Here is a 25,071-nt window from a genome sequence, read left to right as displayed (position 1 = left end):
GTCGAACCGGGCCATGGGGCCCGGGCCCCACACCGCCGAAACTACTAACCGGGCCGCGCCGCACCCCGGGGGGCGGCGCCCCGCCCCCCCCCCGGGGGGGGGGGGGCCGGCGGCGACACCACCGGCCTTGCCGGCACCAGGCCGTGTGAGGCGCAGTCCCAGGCACACGCTCAGAGTCGAGGTAGGACATGATCCGCTACGCCAGCAGGCGCTTACTCGCGGCAATACCCCTGCTGTTCGTCGTCCCGCTGCTCGTCTTCGCCCTGATCGAACTCGCCCCGGGCGACCCGGCCGTCGTCCTGGCCGGTGACGAACCGACCCCGGAGCGTGTCGAGGCGATCCGCGAGGAGCTCAACCTCAACGCTCCGGTCCTGGTGCGCTACGCCATGTGGGCCGGCGACGTCCTCCGCGGCGACCTCGGCACGTCCTTCCTCTCCGATCAGACCGTCATCGAGCTGCTGACGCGGCGAATGGCCACGACGATGTCGCTGGTGCTCGTCGCGATGATCTTCGCCGTCATGATCGGGGCCACCCTCGCCCTCGTGGCCACGCTGCGCTCCGGCGGCATCGTCGACCGGATCGTCAACGGGCTCGCCTCGATCGCGATCGCCATCCCGGGCTTCTGGTTCGGCCTCGTGCTCGCCTCGGTCTTCGCGGTGGGGCTGCAGATGTTTCCGGCGTTCGGCTACCAACCGCTGGCCGACGGCTTCTGGCCGTGGCTCTCGCACCTCGTCCTGCCGGGCATCGCCCTCGGTCTGCTTCCCGCGGCCGAGGTGACCCTGCAACTACGCTCGGCACTCGGGCAGGTCATGAAGACCGACTACGTCCTCAACGCCGAGGCCAAGGGACTGTCGCGCTCCAGCGTCGTGTTCAAGCACTCCCTGAAGAACGCGTGCATCCCCGTCGTCACCGTCCTCGGCTTCCGCGTCGCGGAGGTCCTCGCCGGATCGGTGACCATCGAGATGATCTACAACATGCCGGGCCTTGGTCGTACCGCCATCGAGGCGGTGCAGGGGCGTGACATCCCGGTGCTGCTCGGCTTCGTCCTGTTCAGCACGACTGTCGTCGTGCTCGTCAACCTCATCGTCGACATCTCCTACGGCTACTTCAACCCGAAGGTGCGGTCATGAGCGTGAACCAGACCCCCTCGGCTCCGGCGCCGGGGAACGACTCGCACGACTCCGGCGGCCTCGCCGAGACCGTCCGCGCCGAGATGCCGACGGCGGCCGTCGGCACGGGCGACCCGGAGCCGGTCGCCGCCCCCGGCATCCTCAAGAGCATCGTGCGTCGCCCCGCGACGATCGTGGCCGGCGTCTTCCTGCTCGTGCTGACCTTCATCGCGATCTTCGCCCCGGCCCTGGCGCCGTACGACCCCGACGTGCAGAACCTGTTGCTGCGGCTCAGGCCACCGAACGCCGAGCACTGGCTGGGGACCGACGACTACGGCCGGGACGTGCTGAGCCGGCTCATCTTCGGGGCACGGGTCTCGCTGTGGGCGGCGCTACAGGCCGCGGCCGTCGCGCTCCTGCTCGGTCTGCCGCTCGGCATGATCGCGGGCTACCGCAGCGGCTGGGTCGACGCGATCCTGACCCGCGTCATGGACGCGCTCATGAGCGCACCGTCGCTCGTGCTGGCCATCACCATCGTCGCGGTCCTCGGTGCCGGCATCACCAACGCGATGCTCGCCATCGGCCTGGTCATGGCCCCGCGCTTCTTCCGGGTGGCCCGCGCCGGCACGATGGACGTGCGGCACGAGACCTACATCGAGGCCTCGATCGCCCTGGGTTGCAGCACCGTGCGTACCGCGGTGCGGCACGTGCTGCCCAACGTGCTGCCGCCGATCATCCTCGTCATCTCGGTGTCGCTGGGTACCGCCGTCGCGGCCGAGGCGAGCTTGAGCTTCCTCGGGCTGGGCGTCCAGGCCCCCGCGGCCAGTTGGGGCTCGATGCTCTCGACGGCCTCCTCGAACATGCGGCTCGCGCCGTACCTCGTGTGGCCGCCCGGCGTGATGATCTTCCTCGCCGTCCTCGCCTTCACCTACGTCGGTGACGGCGTCCGCCGCGCCCTCGTTCGCACCCGCTCGGGCAATTGACCGCCCGGCAACCACCAGGAGCTGACATGGCACGTGAAACGGCGTCCGGCGGGACCGCCGGCACCAGGACCGACGCCACCGGCGACGCGGCGGACCTGCTGCGCGTGGAGAACCTCAACGTCGAGTTCCCCTCGCCCTCGGGTGGGTGGCAGACGACCGTCCAGGACGTCTCGTTCTCGCTCAAGCCGGGAGGGTCGATGGCCCTGGTCGGCGAGTCCGGGTCGGGCAAGACGGTGACCTCCATCGCGGTGATGGGCCTGACCGGGGCGACCGGAGGGCGGATCGCCTCGGGCCGGATCGTCTTCGACGGCGTGGACCTCACCGCGGGCACCCAGAAGCAGTGGCGGGACCTGCGCGGCCCGGGCATGGGCATGATCTTCCAACAACCGAGCCGCAGCCTGAACCCGGCATTCACCGTCGGGGACCAGATCGCGGAGTCGGTGCGCAAGCACCTGGGCCTGAGCCGCAGGCGGGCCCGGGCCCGCGCCGTCGAGATGCTCGAGATGGTGCAGATCCCACGGGCGGCGCAGCGGGTCGACGACTACCCGCACGCGTTCTCCGGCGGCATGTGCCAGCGCGTCATGATCGCGATGGTCATGGCGTGCAACCCGCGCCTGCTCATCGCCGACGAGCCGACGACGGCGCTCGACGTGACGGTGCAGGAACGGATCCTCGAGCTGCTGCGCGACCTGCAGGAGCAGACCGGGGTGGCGCTTCTGTTCGTCAGCCACGACCTCGCGGTGGTGGCCGAGCTGTGCCGGGAGGTCGTGGTCATGTACGCCGGCGAGGTGGCCGAGAACGCGCCCTCGGAGCAGCTGTTCTTCAACCCGCGGCACCCCTACACGTCCGGCCTGATCGGCTCGATCCCCAAGCCGGGCCTGAGCACCGACCGGCGGCTGCGCGCGATTCCCGGTGGCATCCCGGCCCCGGGCGCCTGGCCGCACGGGTGCCGGTTCACCAGCCGGTGCGAGTTCGCCGTGCCGGGGCGGTGCGACGTGGCCCACCCCGACCTGGTCCGGTTCGACGGTGCCGCCGAGCACCACGCGCGGTGCGTGCGGGCCGGGGAGCTCTCTCTGGATGGAGTGACGGTCTGATGAGCCTGCTCGAAGTCGAGAACCTCACGAAGTCGTTCAGTTCCGGTCGGGACTGGCTCGGCCGGCGTACGAAATTGGTGCACGCGGTCAAGGGGGTGAGCTTCACCCTGGAGCGCGGTGAGTGCCTCGCGGTCGTCGGCGAGTCCGGCGCGGGCAAGTCGACTGTCGGGCGCATGGTGCTGCGCCTCATCGAGCCGAACTCCGGCTCGGTGACGTTCGACGGGATCGACGTGCTGGCCACGAAGCCGAAGCAGCTGCGCGCGCTGCGCCAGCGGATGCAGATGATCTTCCAGGACCCGTACAGCTCGCTCGACCCGCGGATGACGATCAAGGACGCGGTCGCCGAGCCTCTCCTCGTGCACACCGACAAGGGCCGGGTCACGCGGGAGAAGGAGGCCGTCGAGCTGCTCGACAAGGTCGGCATCGGTTCGCGCTACCTGGAGCGCTATCCGGCCGAGCTGTCCGGCGGTCAGTTGCAGCGCGTCGCGATCGCACGGGCGCTGACGATGAAGCCGAGCCTCATCGTGTGCGACGAGCCGGTCGCGGCGCTTGACGTGTCGGTGCGGGCGCAGGTGCTCAACCTGCTCCGGGACCTGCAGGAGGAGCTGGGTCTGGCGTACCTGTTCGTCTGTCACGACCTGGCTCTCGTCGAGGTCATCGCCGACCGGGTCATGGTGATGGCCTCCGGTGAGGTCGTGGAGACGGACACGACGGACCAGATCTTCGCCAACCCGCGGCAGGAGTACACGAAGAAGCTGCTCGCGGCGATCCCCGTGCCGCTGCCACGCGACGCGCAGGGCAACCGGCTCGTCGCGCCGGGAAAGGTGGGCTGAGCGGTGACCGGTACGACGGGACCGACCCGGACGCAGTTGCTGGCGCGGTTCGCGACGACACGCGACGAGGAGATCCCCGAGTCGGTACGCGACTACGGCAAGCTCGTCCTGCTCGACTCGCTCGTCTGCGGGCTGGCGGCGGTGCGGCTGCGGCGCAGCCGCATGGTCCAGCAGGTCGCCGCCCGGTTCGGCGGCCCCGCCGAGGCGACGGTGTTCGGGCTGGGGCAGCGGGTCGCGGCGATCAACGCCGCGCACGCCAACGCGGACATGATGAACGCGTTGGACGCGGACGACACCTTCTTCAACTCGGCGCACTTCGCGGTGTTCGGCGTCGCGGCCGGGCTGGCGGAGGCCGAGCGGCTGCACGCCGACGGGGCGAGCCTGTTGCGCGCGAGCATCATCGCCTTCGAGATCAACGCGCGGCTGAACCTGTCGACCTCGCTCATGGCCTTCGAGGACGGCCAGTTCCGCTGGTCGCCGCTGTCGTCGCACGGGTACGCCTCGATGGGCGCGGCCGCGGCATGCGCGGTCGTCGGCGGCTGGGAGCCGGAGCGGCTGGCGCACGCGCTCGGCCTGGTCGCCTGGCTGGCCCCGCCGGCGAAGAACTCCTACATGGCCGAGCGGCGCTCGTTCAACGCGTTCAAGTACGGCCCGTACGGCGCGATCGCGCACGCCGGGATGCTCGGCGCGGCGCTGGCCGAGGAGGGCTACACCGGCGACCTGGACGTGCTGGACCGCACCCCGGGCTTCATCGAGGCGATGGGCTTCCTCGGCGGCGAGCGGCACGAGATGGTCGCCGGCCTGGGGTCGAAGTGGTGGATCAGCGAGACGTCGCTCAAGCCGTACCCGACGTGCCGTTTCACCCACGCGGCGCTCGACGCGATCCGCGCGTTCCCGAGCAGCCACGGGGTGCCGGTGTCGCAGATCGAGTCCATGGAGATCCGGCTGAGCCCGGCGGCCTACCGGACGTTGCAGTTCCGGGAGCCGGCCCCGCAGATCCCGGACACTGTCGTCGCGCCGTTGGACGGCGCCTTCAACATGCCGTACGCCGCGGCGCTGGCGTTGCTCGGGCACGCCCCGGGACCGCGGTGGTACGACCCCGAGCGGCTGGCCGACCCGGCGGTGTGGGACCTGGCGCGCCGGATCACGACGGCGCCCGACCCGGTGCTCGACGCGGAGTGGGAGGCCGACCTCAGGGAACACCCGGGCGGCCAGATCCGCCGGACGCGCGGCGCGCTGACGATCCGGGCCGGTGGCCGGGAGTACGTCGTCGAGTCGGACTTCGCCCAGGGCGACCCGTGGGACGACACGACGCGGGCGGACTGGGACTTCGTCGCCGGCAAGCTGGCCTCGTTCTGCGACGGGATCCTCGACGCGGGCGCGCAGGAGCGGCTCGTCGAGGTGGTCCGGGGCATCGACGACGTCGCCGACGTCGCCGAGACGCTGTCACCGCTGCTGGCGCTTGCGCGATGAGCCGGCGGGACCGGATCGGTGCGGAGACGAGGTCGTTCGCCTCGTACGGCCGGTCGTGGCTCATCGTCATCCGCGGGCCGCGCGGGATGGCGTTCGACCGGTTTCTCGTGCGACGGACCGGGTTCTCGCTCGTGTCGTTGCAGTACGCGCTGGCGGGCAGGTTTCCGTACCACCCCACGCTGCTGCTGACGACGGTTGGCCGTCGCTCCGGGGAGCTGCGCGACGCGGCGCTGCCCTACGTGCCGTACGGGAGGGACCTGGTGGTCGTCGGCTCCAAGGGGGGCGGCCCCAAGGACCCGGCCTGGGTGGTCAACGCGCGTCATCACGAACTCTGCTGGATCGTCCTGCGCCGCAGGACGATCCCGGTCCGGGCGCGGGTGACCGACGGCGAGCGCGACCCGGAGCTGTTCGCGCACGTCGTGGCGCGCAAGCCGAACGTGGGACGCTACGCCGAACGGGCTGCGGGTTTCGGGCGGCAGATCCCGCTCGTCGTCCTGAGCGCCGTCTCGGGGGAGTCGCTCGCCTGAGCGGCTCAGCCGGTCGTGAGGACGATCCGACCGACGAAATCGGACGCCTCCAGCCGGTCGTGCGCGACGGTGGCCTGCTCGAGCGGGTACGTCGCGGCGATCGCGGGGGCGGCGGCCACGGCCGAGAGGGTGAGGGCCTCGCGTAGCTGGCGGGCCACCGCCTCGGGCCCGGGCCGGCCGATTCCGCGCAGCGTCCAGCCCTTGACCATGAGGCGACCCAGGTGCAGGTGGGCGTGGCTGTCGGCGGTGACGCCACAGGTGACCAGCCGACCGCCGGGGGCGAGGACCTTGAGCACGTCGGACCAGAGGGTGCCGCCGACCGACTCGACGATGACGTCCACCTCGCCGCCGGGCAGGGCGGCACGCAGGGACTCGACGACGTCGGGACGGTAGTGGTTCACGACGTCGAGAGCGCCGAGGGCGCGTACCGCGTCGGCCTTCGCCGGGGCGCTGGTGCCGAAGACGCGCGCGCCCAGGTGGTGGGCGTACTGGACGGCGAAGGTGCCGACGGCGCCCGCGGCGGCGACGACGAGTACCCGTTCGCCGGGGCGTACGCCGGCGAGGTTGACGACCGCGTCGTAGGCGGTGCGTCCGGCGGTGGGCACCGCCGCGGCGTGGACGGCGTCGAGCGCGGCCGGTCGCGGGAAGCAGTGCGTGGCCGGGACGACGGCGAGCTCGGCGTGGGTGCCGGTGGTCAGCCCGACGACCGCGTCGCCGGGAGTGAAGCCGGTGACGCCGGGACCGGTCCGCACGACGGTGCCGGCGACGTCCCGGCCGAGGATCGTCGGGCCGGTGACCGCCATCCCGTGGGTGCCGCGACGGATGTAGGTGTCGACCCGGTCCAGGCTGGCTGCCTGGGCCCGCACGAGCACGTGACCGGGGCCGGGCGTCGGGGCCTCGAGCCGGCCGAGACGCAGGCTGTCGGGGGATCCGGAGTCGACGACGTAGCTGGCGAGCACGCGATTCCTCTCAGGGCAGGGCGATGGTGGCGGAGGCGATGACGTGGTCGCCGAGGCTGTTGGTGCCGCGGACGTCGACGGTGACCTGCGTTCCCCCGTGCGCCGGCTTCAGCCCGGTGACGACGCCGTCGAGGGTGCAGGTGTCGCCGGGGTGGTTCTGTGCGGCGAGGCGGGTGCGGAAGTCGACGACGCGAGCCTCCGGTCCGGCCCAGTCGGTGAGGTAGCAGTTGACCAGGGCACTGGAGCCGAGGATGTTCATGTAGACGTCGCGGGCGCCTCGTTCGAGGGCCGCGTCGCGGTCGAGGTGCACGTCGTTGAAGTCGAAGGTCGCGGTCGCCAGCGCCGCGATGGACAGCTGGGTGACGGGGACCGGCCAGGGGGCGAGGCGTTGCCCGATGCTCACCTCGGCCCCGGTACGGGTGCTCGTGCGGCGTTCGGGCCGGGGGGCGGTGAGCACCGGCAGGATCTGGCCGTCGCGGGTGCGTCGGTGCGCCACGACGACCGGCATGCCGTCGTGCACGAGGTCGGGGCGCAGGTATGCGACGTCTCCGCTGAAGCGGGTCCCGTCGGCGAGTTCGGCGCTGCCGACGAGGTAGGGGCGCTCGTCGAGGGGGGCGGCGGCGTAGCCGGGTTGCAGGTGCGCGGTCAGGGTGCCGGTGGTGCCGGCGGGCGGCAGGTCGACAGGGGCGGCAGCGGCCGGGCGTACGGGGCGAGCGAGGCGGTCCCCGGGCGTCGTCGGGACCTCGGTCCGGGTCGCCGGGTTCCAGCGGAGCATCCGCAGGACGACGCGCCCGACCGGCTCGCCCTCGACGGTGCGGTAGTCGCTGACGAGGTCGACGAAGTGGCCCTGGCCGAGCCGGGTGGACTTCTCGGGGGAGACCGCGCCGATGGACGGGAACTGCTCCAGGTGGTCGCCGGGGCGCAGCGGGCGTACGTAGGTGTGCTCCGTCTGCACCGCGGCCACCGAGGTGAACCCGCGCGTGGCGAGGACCTCGTTGACCCGGTCGAGGCTCTCGGCGTGGCGGTGACTGCGCCTGTTGCCCGGCAGGGTCCACATGTTCAGCGAGGTCGCCGGGGCCACGATGCCGCCCCAGACGGAGCGGGCGGCCCACTGGGGGTCCTGGTACGCGGGGTTCTCGTCGCCGACGGCGTCGCACCAGATGCGGATGGCTGCTTCGGTGATCGCGTCCTTGGCCCGGCGCGGCGGGTCGGTGAGGCCGATCAGAGCGTCGAGTCGGGCGCGGAAATCCGCGTCACTGCCGGTCATGGGGCTCCTCTTGCGGACAACGATGTCAACCAAGCGCTTGCTTGACCATATGAGGGACGCTGCCCTAGGGTCAAGAGTCAGAACACCGGCCGCGCCCGGCGGCGACACCGGACCGATCGTGCGTCACCAGCGCCCCGACCCGCGAAGAGGGCCGAGATGCTCCCGAGCACCCCAGCGACCGCCACCCGAGCCTTCTTCTCGTTCCCGAAGGTGACCGACCCTGCCCGCCATCGCGACTACAACGCGTGGCATCAACTCGACCACCGCCCCGAGAACCTCGCCCTGCCCGGCGTCGTGCACGGCGACCGCTGGGTGCGTACCCCCGCGTGCGAGCGGCTCGGCAGCTACCCCGACCCCGCCCTCGCCGGCAGCCAGTACATGGCGATGTACTGGTTCGCCGAGCCGGCCGCGGACTCGGTCCCCGAGTGGAAGGACCTCGGCGACCGGGCGATCCACCAGGGCCGGCGTCCGGAGCTGGCCTGGACCGAACGGCCGATGACCCGGATGTTCCGACCCGTCCAGGGTCATGTCGCCCCCCGGGCCCTCGTCACCCTCGCCGCGTTGCCGTTCCGGCCCCACCGCGGGGTGTACGTCGAGGTGAGCCGAGTCGAGACGTCCCTGCATCCCGACGTGGCCGACCTGTCCCGGTTCGAGCACGAGACCCAGGTGCCCGACCTGCTCGCGCGCGACGGCGTCGCGGGCGTGTGGACCTTCCGCAGCGCCCCGAGCCGCAGCCGTCCCGACGGACCCGTCGTGCGGATCCGGCTCACCTACCTCGAAGCCGACCCGGTCGAGTTCACACGGGCCCTGGCCGCGGATCCGCTGGCGGCCCCGCCCGCGGCGCTCGCCGGCACGGCCACCCCGCTGTTCACGGGGCCCCTGGCCACCATCACACCCTGGGAGTGGGACTGGTTCGACGAGCCCACGGTGACGGACAGCGGGGCATGACCGAGTCCACCGGCGGGACCGGACGGTTCGAGCGCTACGGGCCCTGGGCCCTGGTCGTCGGCGGTTCCGAGGGGGTCGGCGCCGCGTTCGCCGAGCAGCTGGCCCGCGCCGGCCTCGGCATCGTGCTCGTCGCCCGCAAGCCGGTGGCCCTCGGGGAGACCGCCGACCGGGTCCGGGCGCACGGGGTCCCGTGCCGCGTGCTCGCCCTGGACCTGCTCGACGCGGACGCGACCGCCCGGATCGTCGAGGCCGTCGCCGACCTCGACCTCGGCCTGCTCGTCCTCAACGCCGGCGCGAACACCTACCGCAGCCGCTTCGTCGAGGCGGACCTCGCCCGGGTCCAGGCCGTCATCGATCTCAACATCACCCGCCCGCTCGAGCTCTGCCGGGAGTTCGGCGCCCGGCTCGCCGCACGCGGCCGCGGCGGCATCCTCGTCGTCGGCTCCTCAGCCGGCTACCTCGGCCACGCCGACATCGGCGTCTACGCCGCCGCCAAGGCATTCACCCGGATCTTCACCGAGGGCCTGTGGCTCGAGCTGGGGCAGGTCGGTGTCGACGTGCTGCACCTGGTGCTGGGGCTCACGGCCACCCCCGCCATGGCGCGCGCCGGCCTCGACCTGACCGGCGCGGCCGACCCGGCCGACGTCGCCGCCCAGGGGCTGGCGGCCCTGGGCTCCGGCCCGGTACACGTGGTGCGCCAGCAGGCCGAGGTCGCCGCGCGGCGCTCCGGCCCGGACCGGGCCGCCCTCGTCGCCGGCAACCACGGCGGGATGCGGGCCATGCTCGGCGGGCCGGGCCCCGACCCGCGCTGACCGCCCGCGGGCAGCGCTCACTGCGTGATGGTCCACCCGCCGTCGACGACGAGCAACGCCCCGTTCACGTACGAGGCCAGCGGCGAGAGCAGGAAGAGGATCGGCCAGGCGATCTCGTCCGGCGTGGCCATCCGGTGGCTCGGCACCCGGGACAGCACGGACTGCCCTGTCGGGGACCCGGCGAAGCCCCGCAGCCTCGGGGTGTCCACCATGCCGGGGGCTACCGCGTTGGCCCGTACGGCGTCGGCCCGGTGCGCGGCCAGGTGCCGGGTGTAGCCGACGATCGCGGCCTTCGCCGCGCTGTACCAGTCGGAGGCGGTGCCCACGACGGTGCCGGCGACCGAGGCGGTGTTCACGAGGGTCGCCCCGGGCGGGGCCTGTTCGAGCCAGGCCCGGGTCACCGACCGCACGCTGCCGACACACAGCTGCACGGCGTGGTCGAAGTCGAGCTCGGTCGCCGAGGACGGGCCGGCGTTGTTGACGAGGTGGCGCACCGGCCCGTACGCCGAGCAGGTCCCGGCGAGGGCCGCGCGCACGGCCGACTCGTCGGCGACATCGACCACGTGGGGGTCGACCACCCCGCCCGCCGCGCGGACGGCGGCGCTCACCGCCGTGAGGGCCGCGGCGTCGAGGTCCCACGCGGACACCACGAGTCCCTGGGCGGCGGCGGTCGCCGCGGTCGCCGCTCCGATCCCGCTGCCGGCCCCGGTCACGACGACGACGTCGCCCGTGCGGAAGCCGAGCCGTGGCGCGCCGGCGTCGGCCCCCGGCCTCCGGTCGCCCGCCTCGTGTGCAGGAGTCCGCGGGTCACTCACGGGGGCGTCCGGGATCGCTGTCCCGGTCCGGCCCGCCCGCAGCCGGGCCGCCGGGCGGCCACGGCCGGCTGATCGGGTCGGAGGCGTCGCGGGCTCCCCGCAGCGACGCCTCGGGGATCGGCCACTGGCCGGCGAGGTCGTCGACCCGCTGCCATTCCGAGACGGTGAGACGTTCCTGCACCCGCCACTCGCCCGCGCGCCGGGTGACCAGGTCGACGTAGCGGAACCCGCTGATGATGTTGCCGCGCGGCGGCTCGGACGTGCTGCGCTGGAACGCGATGCCGTACGTCTCGGCCCGGGCGCGGTCCGGGTCGGCCGGGTCGAGTTCGACCAGGATGTTCGTCAGGTAGTGCATCGTCATGGTGCGCCGCGCCACGAGCGCGAAGACCATGTCCAGCGTCGTGTCCCGTTCGGCAGTGGTCCCGCCGAGGGTGATCCGGGCGTCCGGGTGGAAGGCGCTCGCGGCCAGGGCCCGGTCCATCCGGTCGATCCCGCGCGCATAGCGCAGCAGGGCCCGCTCGACGGCCCGCTCGGCGAGCAGCGCGTCCAGTTCGACCGGGAGGGACCGCGACGGTTCAGACACCGAAGCCTCCGTCGACGTCGAGCTTCTGCCCGGAGATGAAGCCGGCCCGGTCGCTGGCCAGGAAGCAGGCGGCCTCGGCGATGTCGACGGCGCTGCCGAAACGCCGCAGCGGAGTCGAGGACCGGGCGACGGTCAGGGCGCGTTCGTCGAGGTCCCCCGAGGAGATCAGTCGCTCGGCCATCCCGTCGGTGAGCATGCCCGGCCCGACGCAGTTGAACCGGATGCCGAAGCGCCCCTCCTCGTTGGCGAAGGCCCGTACGAGCGCCTCGACCGCCGCCTTCGGCGCGGAGGAGAGGCCGTCCCGGGCGGGGTAGCGCGTCGTCGCCGCGGTCGTGATCGCGACGACGTTGCCACGGCTCTGACGCAGGGCCGGGAGGCAGGCCGAGACCAGCGTGAAGAAGGCGGTCGTGTCGTTGGCCACCTGCGTGGCGAACTGCTCGGGACGCACTGTGGACAGGTGCCGCATGGGCACGTGCGGCCCGGCCGCGTGCACGATCGTGTGCAGCGGCCCGCGGCTTCCGGTGAGCTCCGCCACGAGCGCGGCGGTGGCCTCGGCGTCGGTGAGATCGAGGTGGTGCGCCGAGTGCGTGCCGGACGCGACGGACGGCAGCTCGTCGAGCACCTGCCGGGCGGCCTCGGCGTCGCTGCGGTAGGTGATCGCCACCGCCGACCCCCGGCGCGCCAGTTCGCGGGCGATGACCCGCCCGAGGCCGCCGGTGCCGCCGGTGACGAGCGCGACACCGGCGCGGTGGACGAAGTCGGCGGGCACGGGCAGCGCCGCCGCGGGTGCGGTCGGGGAGGACTGGTCGGTCACGACGAACTCCTGGAATTGCGGGGCGGACAACGGGACGGGCCGAGGGTGGTCACGTCGCGGGAAGGGGGTCGGCGCGTCCGCGACGCAACCACGCGAGCACCGTGGCGGCCGTGGCCAGGCACGCGGCGGCGTACAGCATGAAGGCGATCGTGGAGCCGAACCACGTGCTCAGCCCGCCGAGCAGGAGGGCGCCGAACGGCATGCCACCCCAGCCGAGGAAGTAGAGGCTCATCACCCGGCCGCGCTGCGCGTCGTCGACGACCCTCTGGACCGCCGTCTGCAGGATCACCATGGCGCCGATGCTGAACGTGCCGCACAGCAGAGCGGCCGCCGCGAGCACGGGCACTGTCGTGGCGGCCCCGAGCAGGGCGTTGCTCAGTGCGAGCAGAACGATGGTGACCGCGGCATGCCACACGGTGGCGATGCGCTTGGAGAGGCGGGCCACCACGAGGATCCCGAGGAGCGAGCCCAGCCCGGTCAGGGCCACCAGCATGGGGAAGACCGGGTCCGGGTTGTCCGAGGTCGCGGCCGCCCGGACGGGGAGTTGGGTCGTGAAGGCGCACCCGAAGAACGCATTGACCGCGACGATGACGAGGCAGAGCGCGGCCGGGGGTCGCTCGCGGGCGTGCCGGATCCCCGCGCGGACCTGCGCGGTCAGGCTCTCGCGGGCCACCGGGACGGCCGGCGGGACGCGACGGGTGCGGACCGCGATCGCGGCGGCGGCCGCGGCGAGGGTGAGCGTCGCGTACATCACGAACGTGCCCAGCGGTCCCCAGGCCACGAGGATCAGCCCGGCGACCGCGGGGCCGACCGAGCGGGCGAGGTTGAGCCCGGCAGCCTGGATCGGTACGGCGTGGCCGAGCGCCTCGGCCGGGACGGTGTTGGCCACGAGGGCCTGGGTCACGGGGGACAGGAAGCTGACTCCGGTGCCGGCGAGGAAGGCGAGCGCGAGCATCACGGGCAGGGCGACGATCCTGGCCGCGATCGTCGCCGTACAGACTCCGGCCAGGACGGCGGTCGCCAGGAGCACGCCGATCTGCAGGCGGCGCCGGTCGACGGCGTCGGCCAGCACCCCGGCCGGGATGGAGAAGAGCGTGAACGGCACGAGCAGGCAGAAGAAGAGCGCCCCCATCGTCGCCGGGGTGGCGTCGCTCTCGACGAGCACCGACTGGAAGGCGATGTTGCAGCCCCAGTAGCCGGCCTGGGACAACACCAGGGTCAGGAGTACGAAGCGGAAGTCTCGGAATTGCAGGGCCGAGAACATTTTCACGTCTTTCGCCATCCTTCTGTCGTTTCCGGGACCCTACCAAGCGCTTGCTTGCATCGCTAGTGTCGGGTGTGGTTTTCTTCCCGTACCTCGAGTGAAAGGGCGTGCCGTGAGCGGCTTCTGCGCAGGACGAACGGTGATCGTGACCGGTGCCGGACAGGGGCTGGGCCGGGTCCACGCCCTCGAGTTCGCCCGGCAGGGCGCCGACGTCGTCGTCAACGACATCGAGAGCAGCCGGGAGGCGGCCCAGGCCGTCGTCGACGAGATCCGCGCACTGGGCGGTCGCGCGGTCGTCAGCACCGGCGACGTCAGCGACTGGGCCTACGGTGAGCGGCTCGTGCGCGAGACGGTCGAGACCTTCGGCGGGCTGCACACCCTGGTCAACAACGCCGGCATCAACCGCGACCGGATGCTGGTCAACATGAGTGAGCAGGAGTGGGACCTCGTCCTGCGGGTCGACCTCAAGGGACACTTCGTCCCGATGCGCCACGCCGCCGCCTACTGGCGGGACGCGGCCAAGGCCGGCCGCCGGATCGCCGCGCGCGTCGTCAACACGTCCTCCGGCGCGGGGCTCATGGGCAGCGTCGGACAGGGCAACTACGGCGCCGCCAAGGCCGGGATCGCCGCCCTGACCCAGATCGCGGCCGCCGAGTGGGCCCGCTACGGCATCGTCGTCAACGCGATCGCCCCCTCGGCCCGTACCCCGATGACCGAGGCCGTCTTCGCCGAGGCGATGGCCGCCCCCGAGACGGGCTTCGACGCGATGGACCCGGCCAACGTCTCCCCCCTCGTGGTCTGGCTCGGCTCCGACGCCGCGCAGGCCGTCAGCGGCGCCGTCTTCGAGGTCGCCGGGGGCGAGGTCTCGCTCGCCGACGGCTGGCGCCACGGGCCGGCCGCCAGCAAGGGCGCGCGGTGGGAGCCGGAGGAGCTCACCGACGTGATCGCCGACCTCATCGCCCGCTCCGAGCCGCCGACCCCCGTCTACGGTGCCTGACATGGGTGCTGACGCAGCGCGGGCCACCGGTGCGCCGGTGAGCGACGAGCAGTTCCGGGCCGAGATCCGTGGCTGGCTCCAGGAGGCCCTCACCGGGCCGTTCGCCGAGGCGGTCGGCACCGGCGGCGAGGGACGCGAGCACGAGGCGCACGAGCTGCGCCGCGAGTGGGAGCGCCACCTGGGCCGGGCCGGCTGGATCGGCCTCTCCTGGCCCACCGAGTACGGCGGTCGCCCCGCGACCCTCGCCCAGCAGGTCATCTTCCACGAGGAGTACGCCCGCGCCGGCGCACCCGGCCGGCTCGGGCACATGTCCGAGCAGCTGCTCGGCCCGACCCTGCTCGCATTCGGCACGCCGGAGCAGAAGGCGCGCTTCCTGCCCCGCATCACCAGCGGCGAGGACATCTGGTGCCAGGGCTACTCCGAGCCCGGCGCGGGCTCGGACCTCGCCGGGGTGCGCACCCGCGCCGAGCGCCGGGGCGACCACTACGTCATCACCGGGCAGAAGGTGTGGACCTCGCTCGCGCACCTGGCCGACTGGTGCTTCGTGCTGTGCCGCACCGATCCCGGCTCGACCCGCCACGCGGGGCTTTCCTACCTGCTGGTGCCGATGGACCAGCCCGGCGTGACGGTGCGCCCGATCACCCAGCTGACCGGCACGAGCGAGTTCAACGAGGTCTTCTTCGACGAGGCCGTCGCTGCCGTCGAGCACCGCGTCGGCGCCGAGGGCGAGGGCTGGAAAGTCGCCATGGGCACCTTGGGCTTCGAGCGCGGCGTGTCCACCCTCGGCCAGCAGATCGGCTTCCGCCGGCGCCTCGATGCCGTCATCGCCCGGGCCCACTCCAACGGCGCCTGGCAGGAACCGGCGCTGCGTGACCGCCTCGTCGACGCCTACATCGGGCTCGAGGTGATGCGGCACTCGGCGGTGCGGCTGCTCGCGTCCGCCGGTGAGGGGCTGTCCGGCCTGGAGGCGTCGATCTCCAAGCTCCAGTGGGCCACGTGGAACCGCTCGCTGGGCGAGCTCGCGGTCGACGTCGAGGGGGCCGGGGCGCTGCTCACCGGGCCCGGGTACGAGCTGGACGACGCCCAGACCCACTTCCTCTTCAGCCGCGCCAACACGATCTACGGCGGCTCCAACGAGATCCAGCGCAACATCATCGCCGAGCGCCTGCTCGGCCTGCCCCGATGAGGTGAGGACGATGACCGGATCGCACGCCGACCCTCGTGCCGTGGCCGAGACGTCGCACACGGAGGCGGCCGAGGATCTCGCCCAGATCCGTGCCTCCGTGGCCGAGGTGCTCGACGGGCAGGCTGACCTGCGCCGAGCCCACGAGGTCATGGTCGGGGACCAGGGGTACGACCCGCTGCTGCACGAGTTGCTCACGGCCGAGCTGGGCCTGCTCGGCCTCGTCGTACCGGAGCACCTCGGCGGGCTCGGCCTCGGCGTGCCCGCCGCGACCGCCGTCATCGAGGAGCTCGGGGCCCGGCTCGTGCCGGGCGCGCTCGCGACGAGCCTCACCGCGATCCTCGCCGCCCGCGCCATCGGTCCCCACGCCGAGCCCCTGCTGGCACGCGTCGTGGACGAGCAGCTGACCCTGGCCGCTGCGCTCGCCGAGGACGGCGCGGGCTGGGATCTCGAACAGACCGCCACCCGGGCCGCCGGCGCCGGGGACGAGTGGGCGCTGACCGGGACGAAGACCCTCGTCGCCGGGGTCGAAGCCGCCCGGGTCGTTCTCGTCACCGCCCGGAACCCGGGTGGTGAGCTCGGCGTCTACGCCGTGGACCTGGCCGCCGACGGGGTGGACGTGCGGACGCACATGACGCTCGACCAGACCCGGCGGCTGAGCACTGTGCACCTGCGCGAGGCCGCGGCCGGCCGGGTCGACGCCCCCGGCGGCGAGGGGGCCCGGGTGCTGCTGGACCACGTGCGCGCCATGCTCGCGCTGGAATCGGCGGCCGCCGCCCGCGCCTGCCTCGACCTCACCGTCGACTACCTCAAGGTCCGGGAGCAGTTCGGCCGCCCGATCGGGTCGTTCCAGGCCCTCAAGCACCGCTGCGCCGACCTCGCCGTCGCGGTCGCCGGAGCGCGGGCCACGGCTGACCACCTCGTCACGACGCTACGCACCGGTGCCGCCACCCGCTCACACGACGCGGCGCTGGCCAAGCTCGTGTGCGCCGACACGCTGATGACCGTCGCAGCCGAGGCGATCCAGTTGCACGGCGGTATCGGGTTCACCTTCGAGCACCACGCACACCTGTTCTTCAAGCGCGGCAAGTCGGCCCAGCTGCTGGCCGGTTCTCCGGCGGCGGTTCGGGCCGAGGTGGCAGCGCTCGCGGGTCTCTGAGCCGGCCGCCGAACTCCACGGCAGGCAGGAGCGGAAGGACGGAGGGGCCGCACCGAACCGGTGCGGCCCCTCCGTCGTACGTGGCCCGCCGGGCTCAGCCGAGCGGACCGGTGCCGGGCGGCTGGGCGGCCAGGTGCCGCGACGGGATCTCCCCACCACCGTCGATGACGATCTCGGTGCCGGTGACGTAACCGGAGAGCGGCGAGACGAGCAACAGGCAGGCTGCGGCGATGTCGGCCGGGGTGGCCATCCGCCGCATGGGGATCGTCCGCGCCACGCGATCCTGCCCCGCCTCGTCGCCGTAGTAGAGGTGCGAGAGCTCGGTCTGTACGAGCCCCACCGTCACCTGGTTGACCCGTACGGCGGGGGCGAAGTCGAGCCCGAGGCAGCGGGTCAGCATCGTCAGGCCCGCCTTGGCCGCGGCGTACGCGGCGGTGTCCGGGGCCGGGTTGGCTCCGGCGACCGAGCCGATGTTGATGATCGTGCCGCTGCCCTGACGCTGCATGACCTCGTTGGCCTGCTGGGCGACGTAGAACGGGGCGAGCAGGTTGAGCGTGACGACCGCCGAGACGAAGCGGGGGGACACCGTCGCGGTGTCGGCGCTCGGTGCGCCACCGGCGTTGTTGACCAGGATGTCGAGCCGGCCGAACCGGTCCACCGCCGCGGCGACGAGGGCTTTGGCCTGCTCCGGATCGCGGACGTCCGACTGGACGAAGACGGGGGTGCGTCCGTCGATCTCGGGCAGGTGCTCGGGCTCGCTGCGGCCGCACACGAGCACCCGCGCCCCGGCCTTGAGGAAGGCGCGGGTGATCTCGGCGCCGATGCCACGGGTGCCTCCGGTGACGATGGCGACCTGGCCGGTCAGGTCGACGCCGCCGGGCGTCGCGGGGGACTGGGTCATCAGAGCCTCTCGATGATCGTGACGTTGGCCTGGCCGCCGCCCTCACACATCGCCTGCAGGCCGTAGCGGCCGCCGGTGCGTTCGAGCTCGTGCAACAGGGTGGTCATCAGCCGGGCGCCGGTGGCGCCGAGCGGGTGGCCCAGGGCGATCGCGCCACCGTTGACGTTGACCCGCTCCGGGTCGGCCCCCGTCTCCTTGAGCCAGGCGAGCACGACCGAGGCGAACGCCTCGTTGATCTCGAACAGACTGATGTCGTCGATCGACAGCCCGGTGCGTTCGAGCGCGTGGGCGGTGGCGGGGATCGGGGCGGTGAGCATCAGCACCGGGTCGTCGGCGCGCACCGACAGGTGGTGGATCCGGGCGCGCGGGGTCACCCCGTGCTCGGCCACTGCCCGCTCGCTCATGACGAGCAGGGCCGCCGCGCCGTCGCAGATCTGGCTCGCCACGGCGGCGGTGACCCGGCCGCCCGGGGTCAGCGGGTCGAGGCCGGCCATCTTCTCCAGGCTCGTGTCGGCGCGCGGACAGGTGTCGGTGTCGACGTCGCCGACGGCGTGGATCTCGCGGCTGAAGCGGCCCTCGGCGATGGCCCGCAGGGCCCGCTCGTGGCTACGCAGGGCGAAGCGCTCCATGTCCTCTCGGCTGACGCCCCACTTCTCGGCGATCATCTCGGCTGAGCGGAACTGCGAGATCTGCTCGTTGCCGTAGCGCTTGCGCCAGCCGACGGACCCGGAGAAGGGGTCGTCGAAGCCGTACTGCTGACCGGTGAGCATCGCGGCCGAGATGGGGATGGCGCTCATGTTCTGCACACCCCCGGCGACGACGACGTCGTTGACTCCGGCCATGACGGCCTGGGCTGCGAAGTGCACCGCCTGTTGGCTCGAGCCGCACTGCCGGTCCACGGTGACGCCGGGTACGTGCTGCGGGAGCCCGGCGGCGAGCCAGGCGGTGCGGGCGATGTCACCGGCCTGTGGGCCGATGGTGTCGACGCAGCCGAACACGACGTCCTCGACGGCGTCGGGGTCGACCCCCGAGGAACTCATGAGGCTGGTGAGCGCGGCGGCTCCCAGGTCGGCGGAGTGGATGTCGGCGAGCGCGCCACCGCGTCGCGTGACGGGGGTGCGGACGGCGTCCACGATGTATGCCTCTGCCACCGGGTTTCCTTCCTTCACATGCCTCACCGGTCGGTGCCGGAGGTCGGATCGGTTGAGTCGGCGTGGCTCGCTGACGCTGGTCGCCGGCGCCGCCACCGCTAGTCTAGCAAGCGCTTGGTTGGTAGTCTGTGGTTCGTTTCGACAAGTGACCGGCTCCGCGTGAGGAGATGTGCGTGAGTGACGTGTTGACCACGATCCCCGCCCTGCTGCGGCAGGCCGCGCAGGACGCCGCCGATCTCGAAGCCCTGGTCGACGGGGACGTGCGGATGACCTTCGCCGAGCTCGACGCGGCCGTCACCCGGTTCGCGCGGGCCGCGGTCGCGCACGGTCTCGAGCCGGGGGACCGCGTCATCGTCTGGGCCCCGAACAGCGCCGACTGGGTCATCAGCGCCCTCGGCGTGCTGGCAGCGGGGGGCGTGCTGTGCCCCGTCAACACCCGCTTCCGTGGTGCGGAGGCGCGATCCGTCATCGCCAAGGTCCGGGCCACGATGGTCGTCCTCGACGACGCCTTCCTGGACGCCCACTACCTGGCCGCGCTGCGCGGCGACGGGCCGTCACCGGCCGTCGGGCGCCCGGTGCCGCTGCTGCCCTCGGTGCGTACCGTCGTCGACCTGTCCGCCACCGGTCGCGAGCAGAACGACGACGGCGTGTGGTCCCTTGCGGCCTTCACCGCGCTGGCCGACCAGGTCGACCCCGGAGTCGTCGACGGACGGATCGCCGCCCTCGCCCCGGAGGGCGTGGCCGACATCCTGTTCACCTCGGGCACCACCGGCTACCCCAAGGGCGCGATGGTCTCGCACACCTCGAACCTTCGCGTCGACAGGGAGTGGGCCCGCCTCGTCGGGCTGCGGCGAGGCGACCGCTATCTGATGGTCAACCCGTTCTTCCACAGCTTCGGCTACCGGGCCGGCATCCTGGCCTGCCTCCTCACGCGCGCCACGATCATTCCGGTCGCGGTGTTCGCCGTCGAGACCGTGCTGCGTCTCATCGAGCAGGAACGTGTCACGGTCTTCCCCGGCGCACCCACCGTCTACAGCTCCCTGCTCGAACACCCCGACCTCGGCACATACGACCTCAGCTCGGTACGCCTGGCCGTCACCGGGGCCACGGTCGTGCCGGTGCCGCTGCTGCGCCGGATGCGCGAGGAACTGGGCTTCCGCGACGTCATCACCGCCTACGGCCTGACCGAGACGTGCGGCACGGCGACCGTGTGCCCGCCCGACGCCGGCCTCGAGCGGATCTCGACCAGCTGCGGGCGGGCGATCCCGGGCACCGAGTTGCGGATCGCCGGGCTCGACGGACGGGCGCTGCCGGCCGGTGAGTCGGGCGAGGTCCTCGTGCGTGGCTACAACGTGATGTCGGGCTACTTCGAGGACCCGGTCGCCACGGCGCAGGCCATCGACGAGGACGGCTGGCTGCACACCGGTGACGTCGGCTGGGTCGACGAGGACGGCTACCTGCGCATCACCGACCGGATCAAGGACGTCTACATGGTCGGGGGCTTCAACGTCTACCCCGCCGAGGTCGAGCGTGTGCTGTCCGAACATCCCGCCGTCTTCGACGTCGCGGTCGTCGGGGTCCCCGACGCGCGGATGGGCGAGGTCGGCAGCGCCTTCGTGCAGACCGTACCCGCCTGGAGCGGGGACGAGTCGGCGCTCGTCGACGAGCTCGAGGCGTGGTGCCGGGAGCGGCTGGCCAACTTCAAGCGCCCGCGCAGCTTCACCGTCGTTCCGGCGCTGCCCCGAACCGCGAGCGGAAAGATCCAGAAGTTCATGCTCACCGGGTGAGCCCGGCGTTCGCGGGTCCCCCCTCACCGGAGGGCTGCCCGCGAAGGCGCCTCGTGCGGCGCACCGGCCCCAGTTCCCTGCTCGCCGGCAGGCCCGACGCCCCGACCAGACCTGACACCGACGGCACCGCCGTCACGGGCGCCAGCCCGAGAACCGGAGGACACCATGCAGGACGCAGTCATCGTCGCCGCGGCGCGCTCGCCGATCGGCCGGGCCTTCAAGGGGTCGTTGGCCTCGATGCGGGCCGACGACCTGGCCACCCAGATGGTCCAGGCGGCCCTGGCCCAGGTGCCGGCGCTCGACCCGGCCCAGATCGACGACCTCATGCTCGGCTGCGCTCAGCCGGCCGGCGAGCAGGGCTGGGGCCTCGGGCGCGTCGTCGCGGTCGAGCTCGGGCTCGACCGGGTCCCCGGGACGACCGTGCAGCGTTACTGCGCATCGAGCCTGCAGACGACCAGGATGGCGCTGCACGCCATCCGCGCCGGTGAGGCGGACGTGCTCGTCTCCGCCGGGGTCGAGGTCATCTCGCACTTCGCCGCCGGCAAGTCCGACGGCATGCCGGACACGAAGAATCCGATCTTCGCCGCGGCGGGGGAGCGCACCGCCACCCGCGGACGGGGTGGCGCCGGCCCGTGGACCGACCCACGCGACGCGAATGAACTGCCCGACGTCTACATCGCGATGGGCGAGACCGCCGAGAACGTCGCGAGCCACCGCGGTGTGAGCCGCGCCGAGCAGGACCAGTGGGCCGCCACGAGCCAGCAGCGGGCCCAGGCCGCGATCGAGTCGGGCTTCTTCGCCACCGACATCACGCCGGTGACCCTCGCCGACGGCACCGTCGTGGCCACCGACGACAGCCCTCGCGCCGGAGTGACGGCCGAGTCGCTGTCCGGCCTCAAACCGGCCTTCCGGCCCGACGGTACGGTGACCGCGGGCAACTGCTGCCCGCTCAACGACGGCGCGGCCGCCCTCATCATCATGTCCAGCCGCAAGGCCGCCGAACTCGGCGTCACGCCGCTGGCCCGGATCCTCTCCACGGGCGTCTCGGCGATCTCGCCGGAGATCATGGGTCTCGGCCCGGTCGAGGCGTCGAGGCGGGCCCTCGCGCTGGCCGGGCTCTCGATGGCCGACATCGATCTCGTCGAGCTCAACGAGGCGTTCGCCGCTCAGGTCGTCCCCTCCATCTCGGACCTCAAGGCCAACCCCGAGCGGGTCAACGTCCACGGTGGCGCGATCGCCCTGGGCCACCCGTTCGGTCAGACCGGAGCGCGGATGACGACGACGCTCATCAACGGGCTGCGGGCCCGGGACGGCCAGTTCGGCCTCGAGACGATGTGCACCGCCGGTGGCCAGGGCATGGCGATGGTCATCGAGCGGCTCTCCTAGGCGGGTGCGCCGACGTCCCCGGTCGAACCGGGGACGTCGGCACCCGGCTCATGCCACCGCGCCCGTCCGGGGCCACCACGCGGTCAGGCGAGGATCAGTGCCGGCGCAGCGCCGCCGCGAGGGTCGCCGCCCGGCCGGCGACCGCGGCCGACTGCGCGGCGAACGAGGCCGCGGTGCGGTCGCCACCGCTCATCGCGCCCTGCGCGACCCTGGTGTACACGCCCTCGACGATGCACGCGGTCTTCCACCAGTTGTAGGCGACGAAGTAGTCGATCCGCGCCGGGTCGGTGCCGGTGGCGAGGCAGTACCGGGAGAGTAGTTCGTTCCGGGTCGAGAATCCGGGCAGGACCGTGGCCGGGTCGTGCAGTGCGCGGGCCGGGTCGTCGGCCTGCGCCCAGTAGACGAGCAGTTGACCGACGTCGGCCAACGGGTCTCCGATCGTGGTCAGCTCCCAGTCGAGCACGCCCTGAACCCGCCATCGAGAGTCCAGCATGCAGTTGTCGAGGCGGAAGTCGCCGTGCACGATCCCCGAGCGGGACTGCTCGGGCGCCGCTGCCACGAGGTGCTCGTGCGCGGTCTGCAGATCGGGCAGGTCGCGGATCCTGCTGCGGTGCCAGTTCTCGTGCCAGCGCCCGAGCTGCCGGGTGACGTAGTCACGGCGACGGGCCAGGCCCCCCAGCCCGATGACCTCCGGGGCGAGTCGGTGCAGGGCCACGAGAGCGTCGACGAGCGTGGGGCCGATGAGCGCGCGGTCGGCCTCGGTGGTGAGCCGCCCGACGTCGGCGGGGCTGCGCAGGATCACGCCGTCGAGGTGCTCGAGTACGACGAGAGGGGCGCCGGCCACCTCGCCCGTCTCCTCGACGGCGAGCACTCGCGGCACCGGGAGGTGGCCGTGCAGACCGCGCAGGATCCGCGCCTCGCGCAGTACGTCGTGTGCGTTGGCCGGTTGGTTTCCGAGCGGTGGACGACGCAGCACGACGACGTGGCCGACCGCGTCGGTGGTCCGGTAGGTCAGGTTGGAGCGCCCTCCGGCGATGACCTCGTGTCGGAGGTTCCCCTGCAACTCGGGCACCGCGCTGCCGAGCCAGGCGTCGACGCCCGCCGGGAGCCCGACGTGCCGGGTGGTGTCGATCGGGGCCGGGTCTTTCGGGGCGTGACCTGCTGCCGTCATGGGTTCGCCTCCTCTTCAGGCACGACCCTACCAAGCGCTTGGTTTTTCGCCGTGTCGTGTCGGACACCCCAGGTAGGCGTGCGGATGAGGGCGGCTCGCGCTCAGTCGCTGGCGAGAATTCCGTCGAGGAATACCGAGACGAAGTCGTCGGCGAAGTTCGCCATGGAGTACGACGGGGTCGGCTTGAACCAGCGGACCGAGAGCCACAGCGAGTCACGCAGCATGCCGTGCAGTACGCGTACCGGGATGTCGTTGCGGAAGTCGCCGGTGGCGATGCCGGCCTCGAGCACCTGGATCCAGGCCCGCTGGATCGCGGTGGCCGCGTCGCGGATGTGCGCGTAGCCGTCGATTTTGGGCAGGTAGTTGCTCGAGTTCTGGTATATCTCGGTCGCGTGCGGGTGGGCCTCGATGTTGGCCAGCGAGCTCGTGACGAGCTTGCGCAACTGGATCGCCGGCTTCTCCTCGGACTCCAGGACCTGGGCGTAACGGTCGGTCAGGTCGGTCAGGTAGTCCGAGATGATCGCGTTGACCATCTCGTCCTTGGACTTGAAGTGGTGGTAGAGGCTGCCCGAGAGGATGCCGACCGAGTCGGCGATCTCGCGGACGGTCGTGGCATCGATTCCTTTGGCCGCGAAAAGGTGTGCGGCGTTGTCGAGGATGACCGAGCGCCGGTCCTGGGTCGTCGACATGGGGGTGCTCCCGGTTCCTCGAGCATATGAGTTGGTCAAGCGCTTGCTTTATATCACTTCGATGCCTTCAGCATGATAAAGGCAGCCTCCCTTGACCGGGGGGTCTCAAAATGCCTATCGTGCAGCCAACCAAGCGCTCGTTCGGTTGCCGGAGCCTGCGCTGCGGATCCCGATCAGCCGAGAGGGGCTGCCCGTGTCCGACCCGAAGACCGGCCCGATCCCTGCCGTCCACTCCGGGCCTTCGCCCGCCGCCGGGCCTGACCAGGCAGCCGGCCTGCTCGCCGGCCGCGTCGTCCTCGTCACCGGCGCCGCCAACGGGTTGGGAGCGGCATACGCGCGCGGCATCGCCGCGGCCGGGGCCCACGTGGTCGCCGTCGACGTCGACGCGGAGGGACTCCAGCGGCTCAGCGGGCAGCTCGCCGCAGCTGACGGCCAGGGCTCGATCAGGGTCGCCGACGTCGCGGACTGGGCGGGCGCCCACGACCTCGTGCGTGACTGCCTCGCCGAGTACGGCAGGCTCGACGGCCTCGTCAACAACGCCGGCGTCTTCGCCATGGCCCGCGCCGGCACCGAGTCCGAGGCCACGGTGCGCCGGATGCTCGAGGTCAACGTGCTCGGCGCCGTCGCCTGGGGAAACGCCGCTGTCGCGGCGATGCGTACCCAGGGTCACGGGGTCCTGGTCAACGTCACCTCGGGCGAGCAGATGGGCCGTGCCGAAACGGCCGTGTACGGGGCGACGAAGGCCGCGATCGCCACGCTCACCTACGCGTGGGCGGCCGAACTCGCCGACGTCGGGATCCGCGTCAACGCGATCTCCCCGAACGCGCAGACCCGGATGGCCGAGGTGCTCGAGCAGTTCCGCGGCGCACCGAGCGGGCAGAACGCGGGCATCGCGCCCGAGGCCAACGTGCCGCTGCTGCTCTACCTGCTCTCCGACCTCAGCGCCGAGCTGACCGGCCAGGTGCTGCGCTCCTACGGTCCCGAACTCATGCTGACGACCCACCCGGCGCTCGCCGAGCCCGTGCTGCGACACACGGCGTGGACCCCGGAGCGCATCGCCGAGGCCGTCACGGCGCGGCTGCTGCCGCACCTGGCACCCCTCGGGATGCGCCGGGCGCGCATCGAATACCTCGACTGACCCGACGTCCGAGACTGACCCGACGTCC

Annotated in this window: 24 protein-coding genes; 14 read left to right on the top strand and 10 right to left on the bottom strand. The window is 72.4% G+C overall.

Annotated features, from left to right (window positions below; genetic code table 11):
- Positions 1–188 precede the first annotated feature (188 nt).
- The 6 genes from ACFYON_RS26385 to ACFYON_RS26360 are packed head-to-tail and all read left to right on the top strand — an operon-like array spanning position 189 to position 6,019.
- The gene (locus tag ACFYON_RS26385; protein ID WP_355095397.1) at positions 189–1,130 is read left to right on the top strand and encodes an ABC transporter permease; all 942 of its coding nucleotides are present in this window, start codon (positions 189–191) and stop codon (positions 1,128–1,130) included.
- On the top strand, positions 1,127–2,092 hold the full coding sequence (locus ACFYON_RS26380; protein WP_354874499.1) for an ABC transporter permease: 966 nt from the start codon (positions 1,127–1,129) through the stop codon (positions 2,090–2,092). The genes ACFYON_RS26385 and ACFYON_RS26380 overlap by 4 nt, the downstream gene beginning before the upstream one ends.
- Before the next feature lie 26 nt (positions 2,093–2,118).
- Positions 2,119–3,186, top strand: a complete 1,068-nt coding sequence (locus ACFYON_RS26375; protein ID WP_355095399.1) for an ABC transporter ATP-binding protein — start codon at positions 2,119–2,121, stop codon at positions 3,184–3,186.
- Positions 3,186–4,019 (top strand): ATP-binding cassette domain-containing protein, encoded by an 834-nt coding sequence (locus ACFYON_RS26370; protein WP_355095401.1) that lies wholly within the window; start codon positions 3,186–3,188, stop codon positions 4,017–4,019. The genes ACFYON_RS26375 and ACFYON_RS26370 overlap by 1 nt, the downstream gene beginning before the upstream one ends.
- A 3-nt stretch (positions 4,020–4,022) precedes the next feature.
- Entirely contained in the window at positions 4,023–5,492 is a 1,470-nt protein-coding gene (locus ACFYON_RS26365) for an MmgE/PrpD family protein (protein WP_355095403.1), read from the top strand.
- Complete coding sequence (locus ACFYON_RS26360) at positions 5,489–6,019, top strand: nitroreductase/quinone reductase family protein (protein WP_355095405.1); 531 nt, start codon at positions 5,489–5,491, stop codon at positions 6,017–6,019. Before ACFYON_RS26365 ends, ACFYON_RS26360 begins: the two co-directional genes overlap by 4 nt.
- Before the next feature lie 5 nt (positions 6,020–6,024).
- On the opposite strand, the gene ACFYON_RS26355 is transcribed toward ACFYON_RS26360, so the two are convergent.
- A complete protein-coding gene (locus ACFYON_RS26355; RefSeq protein WP_387190316.1) occupies positions 6,025–6,978 on the bottom strand; it encodes a zinc-binding alcohol dehydrogenase family protein in 954 nt (317 codons plus the stop codon).
- Positions 6,979–6,988: 10 nt separating this feature from the next.
- Positions 6,989–8,245, bottom strand: a complete 1,257-nt coding sequence (locus tag ACFYON_RS26350; RefSeq protein ID WP_357711323.1) for a MaoC family dehydratase N-terminal domain-containing protein — start codon at positions 8,243–8,245, stop codon at positions 6,989–6,991.
- 156 nt (positions 8,246–8,401) lie between these two features.
- Between ACFYON_RS26350 and ACFYON_RS26345 the strand changes: the two genes are divergently transcribed.
- Both ACFYON_RS26345 and ACFYON_RS26340 read left to right on the top strand, forming a co-directional pair.
- Positions 8,402–9,193, top strand: a complete 792-nt coding sequence (locus tag ACFYON_RS26345) for a hypothetical protein (RefSeq protein ID WP_355097209.1) — start codon at positions 8,402–8,404, stop codon at positions 9,191–9,193.
- Positions 9,190–10,005 (top strand): SDR family NAD(P)-dependent oxidoreductase, encoded by an 816-nt coding sequence (locus tag ACFYON_RS26340; RefSeq protein ID WP_354874483.1) that lies wholly within the window; start codon positions 9,190–9,192, stop codon positions 10,003–10,005. Before ACFYON_RS26345 ends, ACFYON_RS26340 begins: the two co-directional genes overlap by 4 nt.
- 17 nt (positions 10,006–10,022) lie before the next feature.
- Here ACFYON_RS26340 and ACFYON_RS26335 read toward each other — a convergent pair whose 3' ends face one another.
- The 4 genes from ACFYON_RS26335 to ACFYON_RS26320 are packed head-to-tail and all read right to left on the bottom strand — an operon-like array spanning position 10,023 to position 13,481.
- The gene (locus ACFYON_RS26335) at positions 10,023–10,820 is read right to left on the bottom strand and encodes an SDR family oxidoreductase (protein ID WP_354874481.1); all 798 of its coding nucleotides are present in this window, start codon (positions 10,818–10,820) and stop codon (positions 10,023–10,025) included.
- Positions 10,813–11,403 carry a nuclear transport factor 2 family protein gene (locus ACFYON_RS26330; RefSeq protein ID WP_354874479.1) on the bottom strand — a complete coding sequence of 197 codons (591 nt, stop codon included), beginning with the start codon at positions 11,401–11,403 and terminating at the stop codon, positions 10,813–10,815. Before ACFYON_RS26330 ends, ACFYON_RS26335 begins: the two co-directional genes overlap by 8 nt.
- A complete protein-coding gene (locus ACFYON_RS26325) occupies positions 11,396–12,217 on the bottom strand; it encodes an SDR family oxidoreductase (protein WP_354874477.1) in 822 nt (273 codons plus the stop codon). The genes ACFYON_RS26330 and ACFYON_RS26325 overlap by 8 nt, the downstream gene beginning before the upstream one ends.
- Positions 12,218–12,266: 49 nt before the next feature.
- On the bottom strand, positions 12,267–13,481 hold the full coding sequence (locus tag ACFYON_RS26320) for an MFS transporter (protein WP_354874546.1): 1,215 nt from the start codon (positions 13,479–13,481) through the stop codon (positions 12,267–12,269).
- A gap of 97 nt (positions 13,482–13,578) precedes the next feature.
- On the opposite strand from ACFYON_RS26320, the gene ACFYON_RS26315 reads away from it, so the two are divergent.
- The 3 genes from ACFYON_RS26315 to ACFYON_RS26305 are packed head-to-tail and all read left to right on the top strand — an operon-like array spanning position 13,579 to position 16,820.
- Positions 13,579–14,478, top strand: a complete 900-nt coding sequence (locus ACFYON_RS26315; protein ID WP_354874475.1) for an SDR family oxidoreductase — start codon at positions 13,579–13,581, stop codon at positions 14,476–14,478.
- A 37-nt stretch (positions 14,479–14,515) separates the two neighbouring features.
- Positions 14,516–15,664, top strand: a complete 1,149-nt coding sequence (locus ACFYON_RS26310) for an acyl-CoA dehydrogenase family protein (protein WP_354874544.1) — start codon at positions 14,516–14,518, stop codon at positions 15,662–15,664.
- 10 nt (positions 15,665–15,674) lie between these two features.
- Positions 15,675–16,820: an acyl-CoA dehydrogenase family protein gene (locus ACFYON_RS26305; protein ID WP_355095801.1), complete on the top strand. Its 1,146-nt coding sequence runs from the start codon at positions 15,675–15,677 to the stop codon at positions 16,818–16,820.
- A gap of 94 nt (positions 16,821–16,914) precedes the next feature.
- Here ACFYON_RS26305 and ACFYON_RS26300 read toward each other — a convergent pair whose 3' ends face one another.
- Complete coding sequence (locus tag ACFYON_RS26300) at positions 16,915–17,721, bottom strand: SDR family oxidoreductase (RefSeq protein WP_354874471.1); 807 nt, start codon at positions 17,719–17,721, stop codon at positions 16,915–16,917.
- The gene (locus ACFYON_RS26295; RefSeq protein WP_355095803.1) at positions 17,721–18,872 is read right to left on the bottom strand and encodes an acetyl-CoA C-acetyltransferase; all 1,152 of its coding nucleotides are present in this window, start codon (positions 18,870–18,872) and stop codon (positions 17,721–17,723) included. The genes ACFYON_RS26300 and ACFYON_RS26295 overlap by 1 nt, the downstream gene beginning before the upstream one ends.
- A gap of 182 nt (positions 18,873–19,054) precedes the next feature.
- Between ACFYON_RS26295 and ACFYON_RS26290 the strand changes: the two genes are divergently transcribed.
- Positions 19,055–20,659 (top strand): FadD3 family acyl-CoA ligase, encoded by a 1,605-nt coding sequence (locus ACFYON_RS26290; protein ID WP_387190348.1) that lies wholly within the window; start codon positions 19,055–19,057, stop codon positions 20,657–20,659.
- A gap of 165 nt (positions 20,660–20,824) precedes the next feature.
- Positions 20,825–22,045, top strand: a complete 1,221-nt coding sequence (locus tag ACFYON_RS26285) for an acetyl-CoA C-acetyltransferase (RefSeq protein WP_387190325.1) — start codon at positions 20,825–20,827, stop codon at positions 22,043–22,045.
- 94 nt (positions 22,046–22,139) lie between these two features.
- Here the strand turns inward: ACFYON_RS26285 and ACFYON_RS26280 are convergent, their stop codons facing one another.
- Together ACFYON_RS26280 and ACFYON_RS26275 are read right to left on the bottom strand one after the other, a co-directional pair.
- The gene (locus tag ACFYON_RS26280) at positions 22,140–23,216 is read right to left on the bottom strand and encodes a phosphotransferase family protein (RefSeq protein ID WP_387190328.1); all 1,077 of its coding nucleotides are present in this window, start codon (positions 23,214–23,216) and stop codon (positions 22,140–22,142) included.
- A 101-nt stretch (positions 23,217–23,317) separates the two neighbouring features.
- The gene (locus ACFYON_RS26275) at positions 23,318–23,905 is read right to left on the bottom strand and encodes a TetR/AcrR family transcriptional regulator (RefSeq protein ID WP_354874463.1); all 588 of its coding nucleotides are present in this window, start codon (positions 23,903–23,905) and stop codon (positions 23,318–23,320) included.
- A gap of 193 nt (positions 23,906–24,098) precedes the next feature.
- Between ACFYON_RS26275 and ACFYON_RS26270 the strand changes: the two genes are divergently transcribed.
- Positions 24,099–25,043 (top strand): SDR family NAD(P)-dependent oxidoreductase, encoded by a 945-nt coding sequence (locus tag ACFYON_RS26270; protein ID WP_387190332.1) that lies wholly within the window; start codon positions 24,099–24,101, stop codon positions 25,041–25,043.
- The last annotated feature ends 28 nt before the right edge of the window (positions 25,044–25,071 follow it).

Source organism: Micromonospora sp. NPDC005686 (genome assembly GCF_042871665.1).
Lineage (GTDB): Bacteria > Actinomycetota > Actinomycetes > Mycobacteriales > Micromonosporaceae > Micromonospora.
Note: the sequence above shows the minus strand (reverse complement) of the source record. Positions and strands in the feature narration are given on the sequence as shown.

Bases quoted from the DNA above. Each gene is read 5' to 3' on its own strand.
- ACFYON_RS26385 (WP_355095397.1), top strand. From the start codon at position 189: ATGATCCGCTACGCCAGCAGGCGCTTACTCGCGGCAATACCCCTGCTG.
- ACFYON_RS26380 (WP_354874499.1), top strand. From the start codon at position 1,127: ATGAGCGTGAACCAGACCCCCTCGGCTCCGGCGCCGGGGAACGACTCG.
- ACFYON_RS26375 (WP_355095399.1), top strand. From the start codon at position 2,119: ATGGCACGTGAAACGGCGTCCGGCGGGACCGCCGGCACCAGGACCGAC.
- ACFYON_RS26370 (WP_355095401.1), top strand. From the start codon at position 3,186: ATGAGCCTGCTCGAAGTCGAGAACCTCACGAAGTCGTTCAGTTCCGGT.
- ACFYON_RS26360 (WP_355095405.1), top strand. From the start codon at position 5,489: ATGAGCCGGCGGGACCGGATCGGTGCGGAGACGAGGTCGTTCGCCTCG.
- ACFYON_RS26350 (WP_357711323.1), bottom strand. From the start codon at position 8,245: ATGACCGGCAGTGACGCGGATTTCCGCGCCCGACTCGACGCTCTGATC.
- ACFYON_RS26345 (WP_355097209.1), top strand. From the start codon at position 8,402: ATGCTCCCGAGCACCCCAGCGACCGCCACCCGAGCCTTCTTCTCGTTC.
- ACFYON_RS26340 (WP_354874483.1), top strand. From the start codon at position 9,190: ATGACCGAGTCCACCGGCGGGACCGGACGGTTCGAGCGCTACGGGCCC.
- ACFYON_RS26320 (WP_354874546.1), bottom strand. From the start codon at position 13,481: ATGTTCTCGGCCCTGCAATTCCGAGACTTCCGCTTCGTACTCCTGACC.
- ACFYON_RS26305 (WP_355095801.1), top strand. From the start codon at position 15,675: ATGACCGGATCGCACGCCGACCCTCGTGCCGTGGCCGAGACGTCGCAC.
- ACFYON_RS26300 (WP_354874471.1), bottom strand. From the start codon at position 17,721: ATGACCCAGTCCCCCGCGACGCCCGGCGGCGTCGACCTGACCGGCCAG.
- ACFYON_RS26285 (WP_387190325.1), top strand. From the start codon at position 20,825: ATGCAGGACGCAGTCATCGTCGCCGCGGCGCGCTCGCCGATCGGCCGG.
- ACFYON_RS26280 (WP_387190328.1), bottom strand. From the start codon at position 23,216: ATGACGGCAGCAGGTCACGCCCCGAAAGACCCGGCCCCGATCGACACC.
- ACFYON_RS26275 (WP_354874463.1), bottom strand. From the start codon at position 23,905: ATGTCGACGACCCAGGACCGGCGCTCGGTCATCCTCGACAACGCCGCA.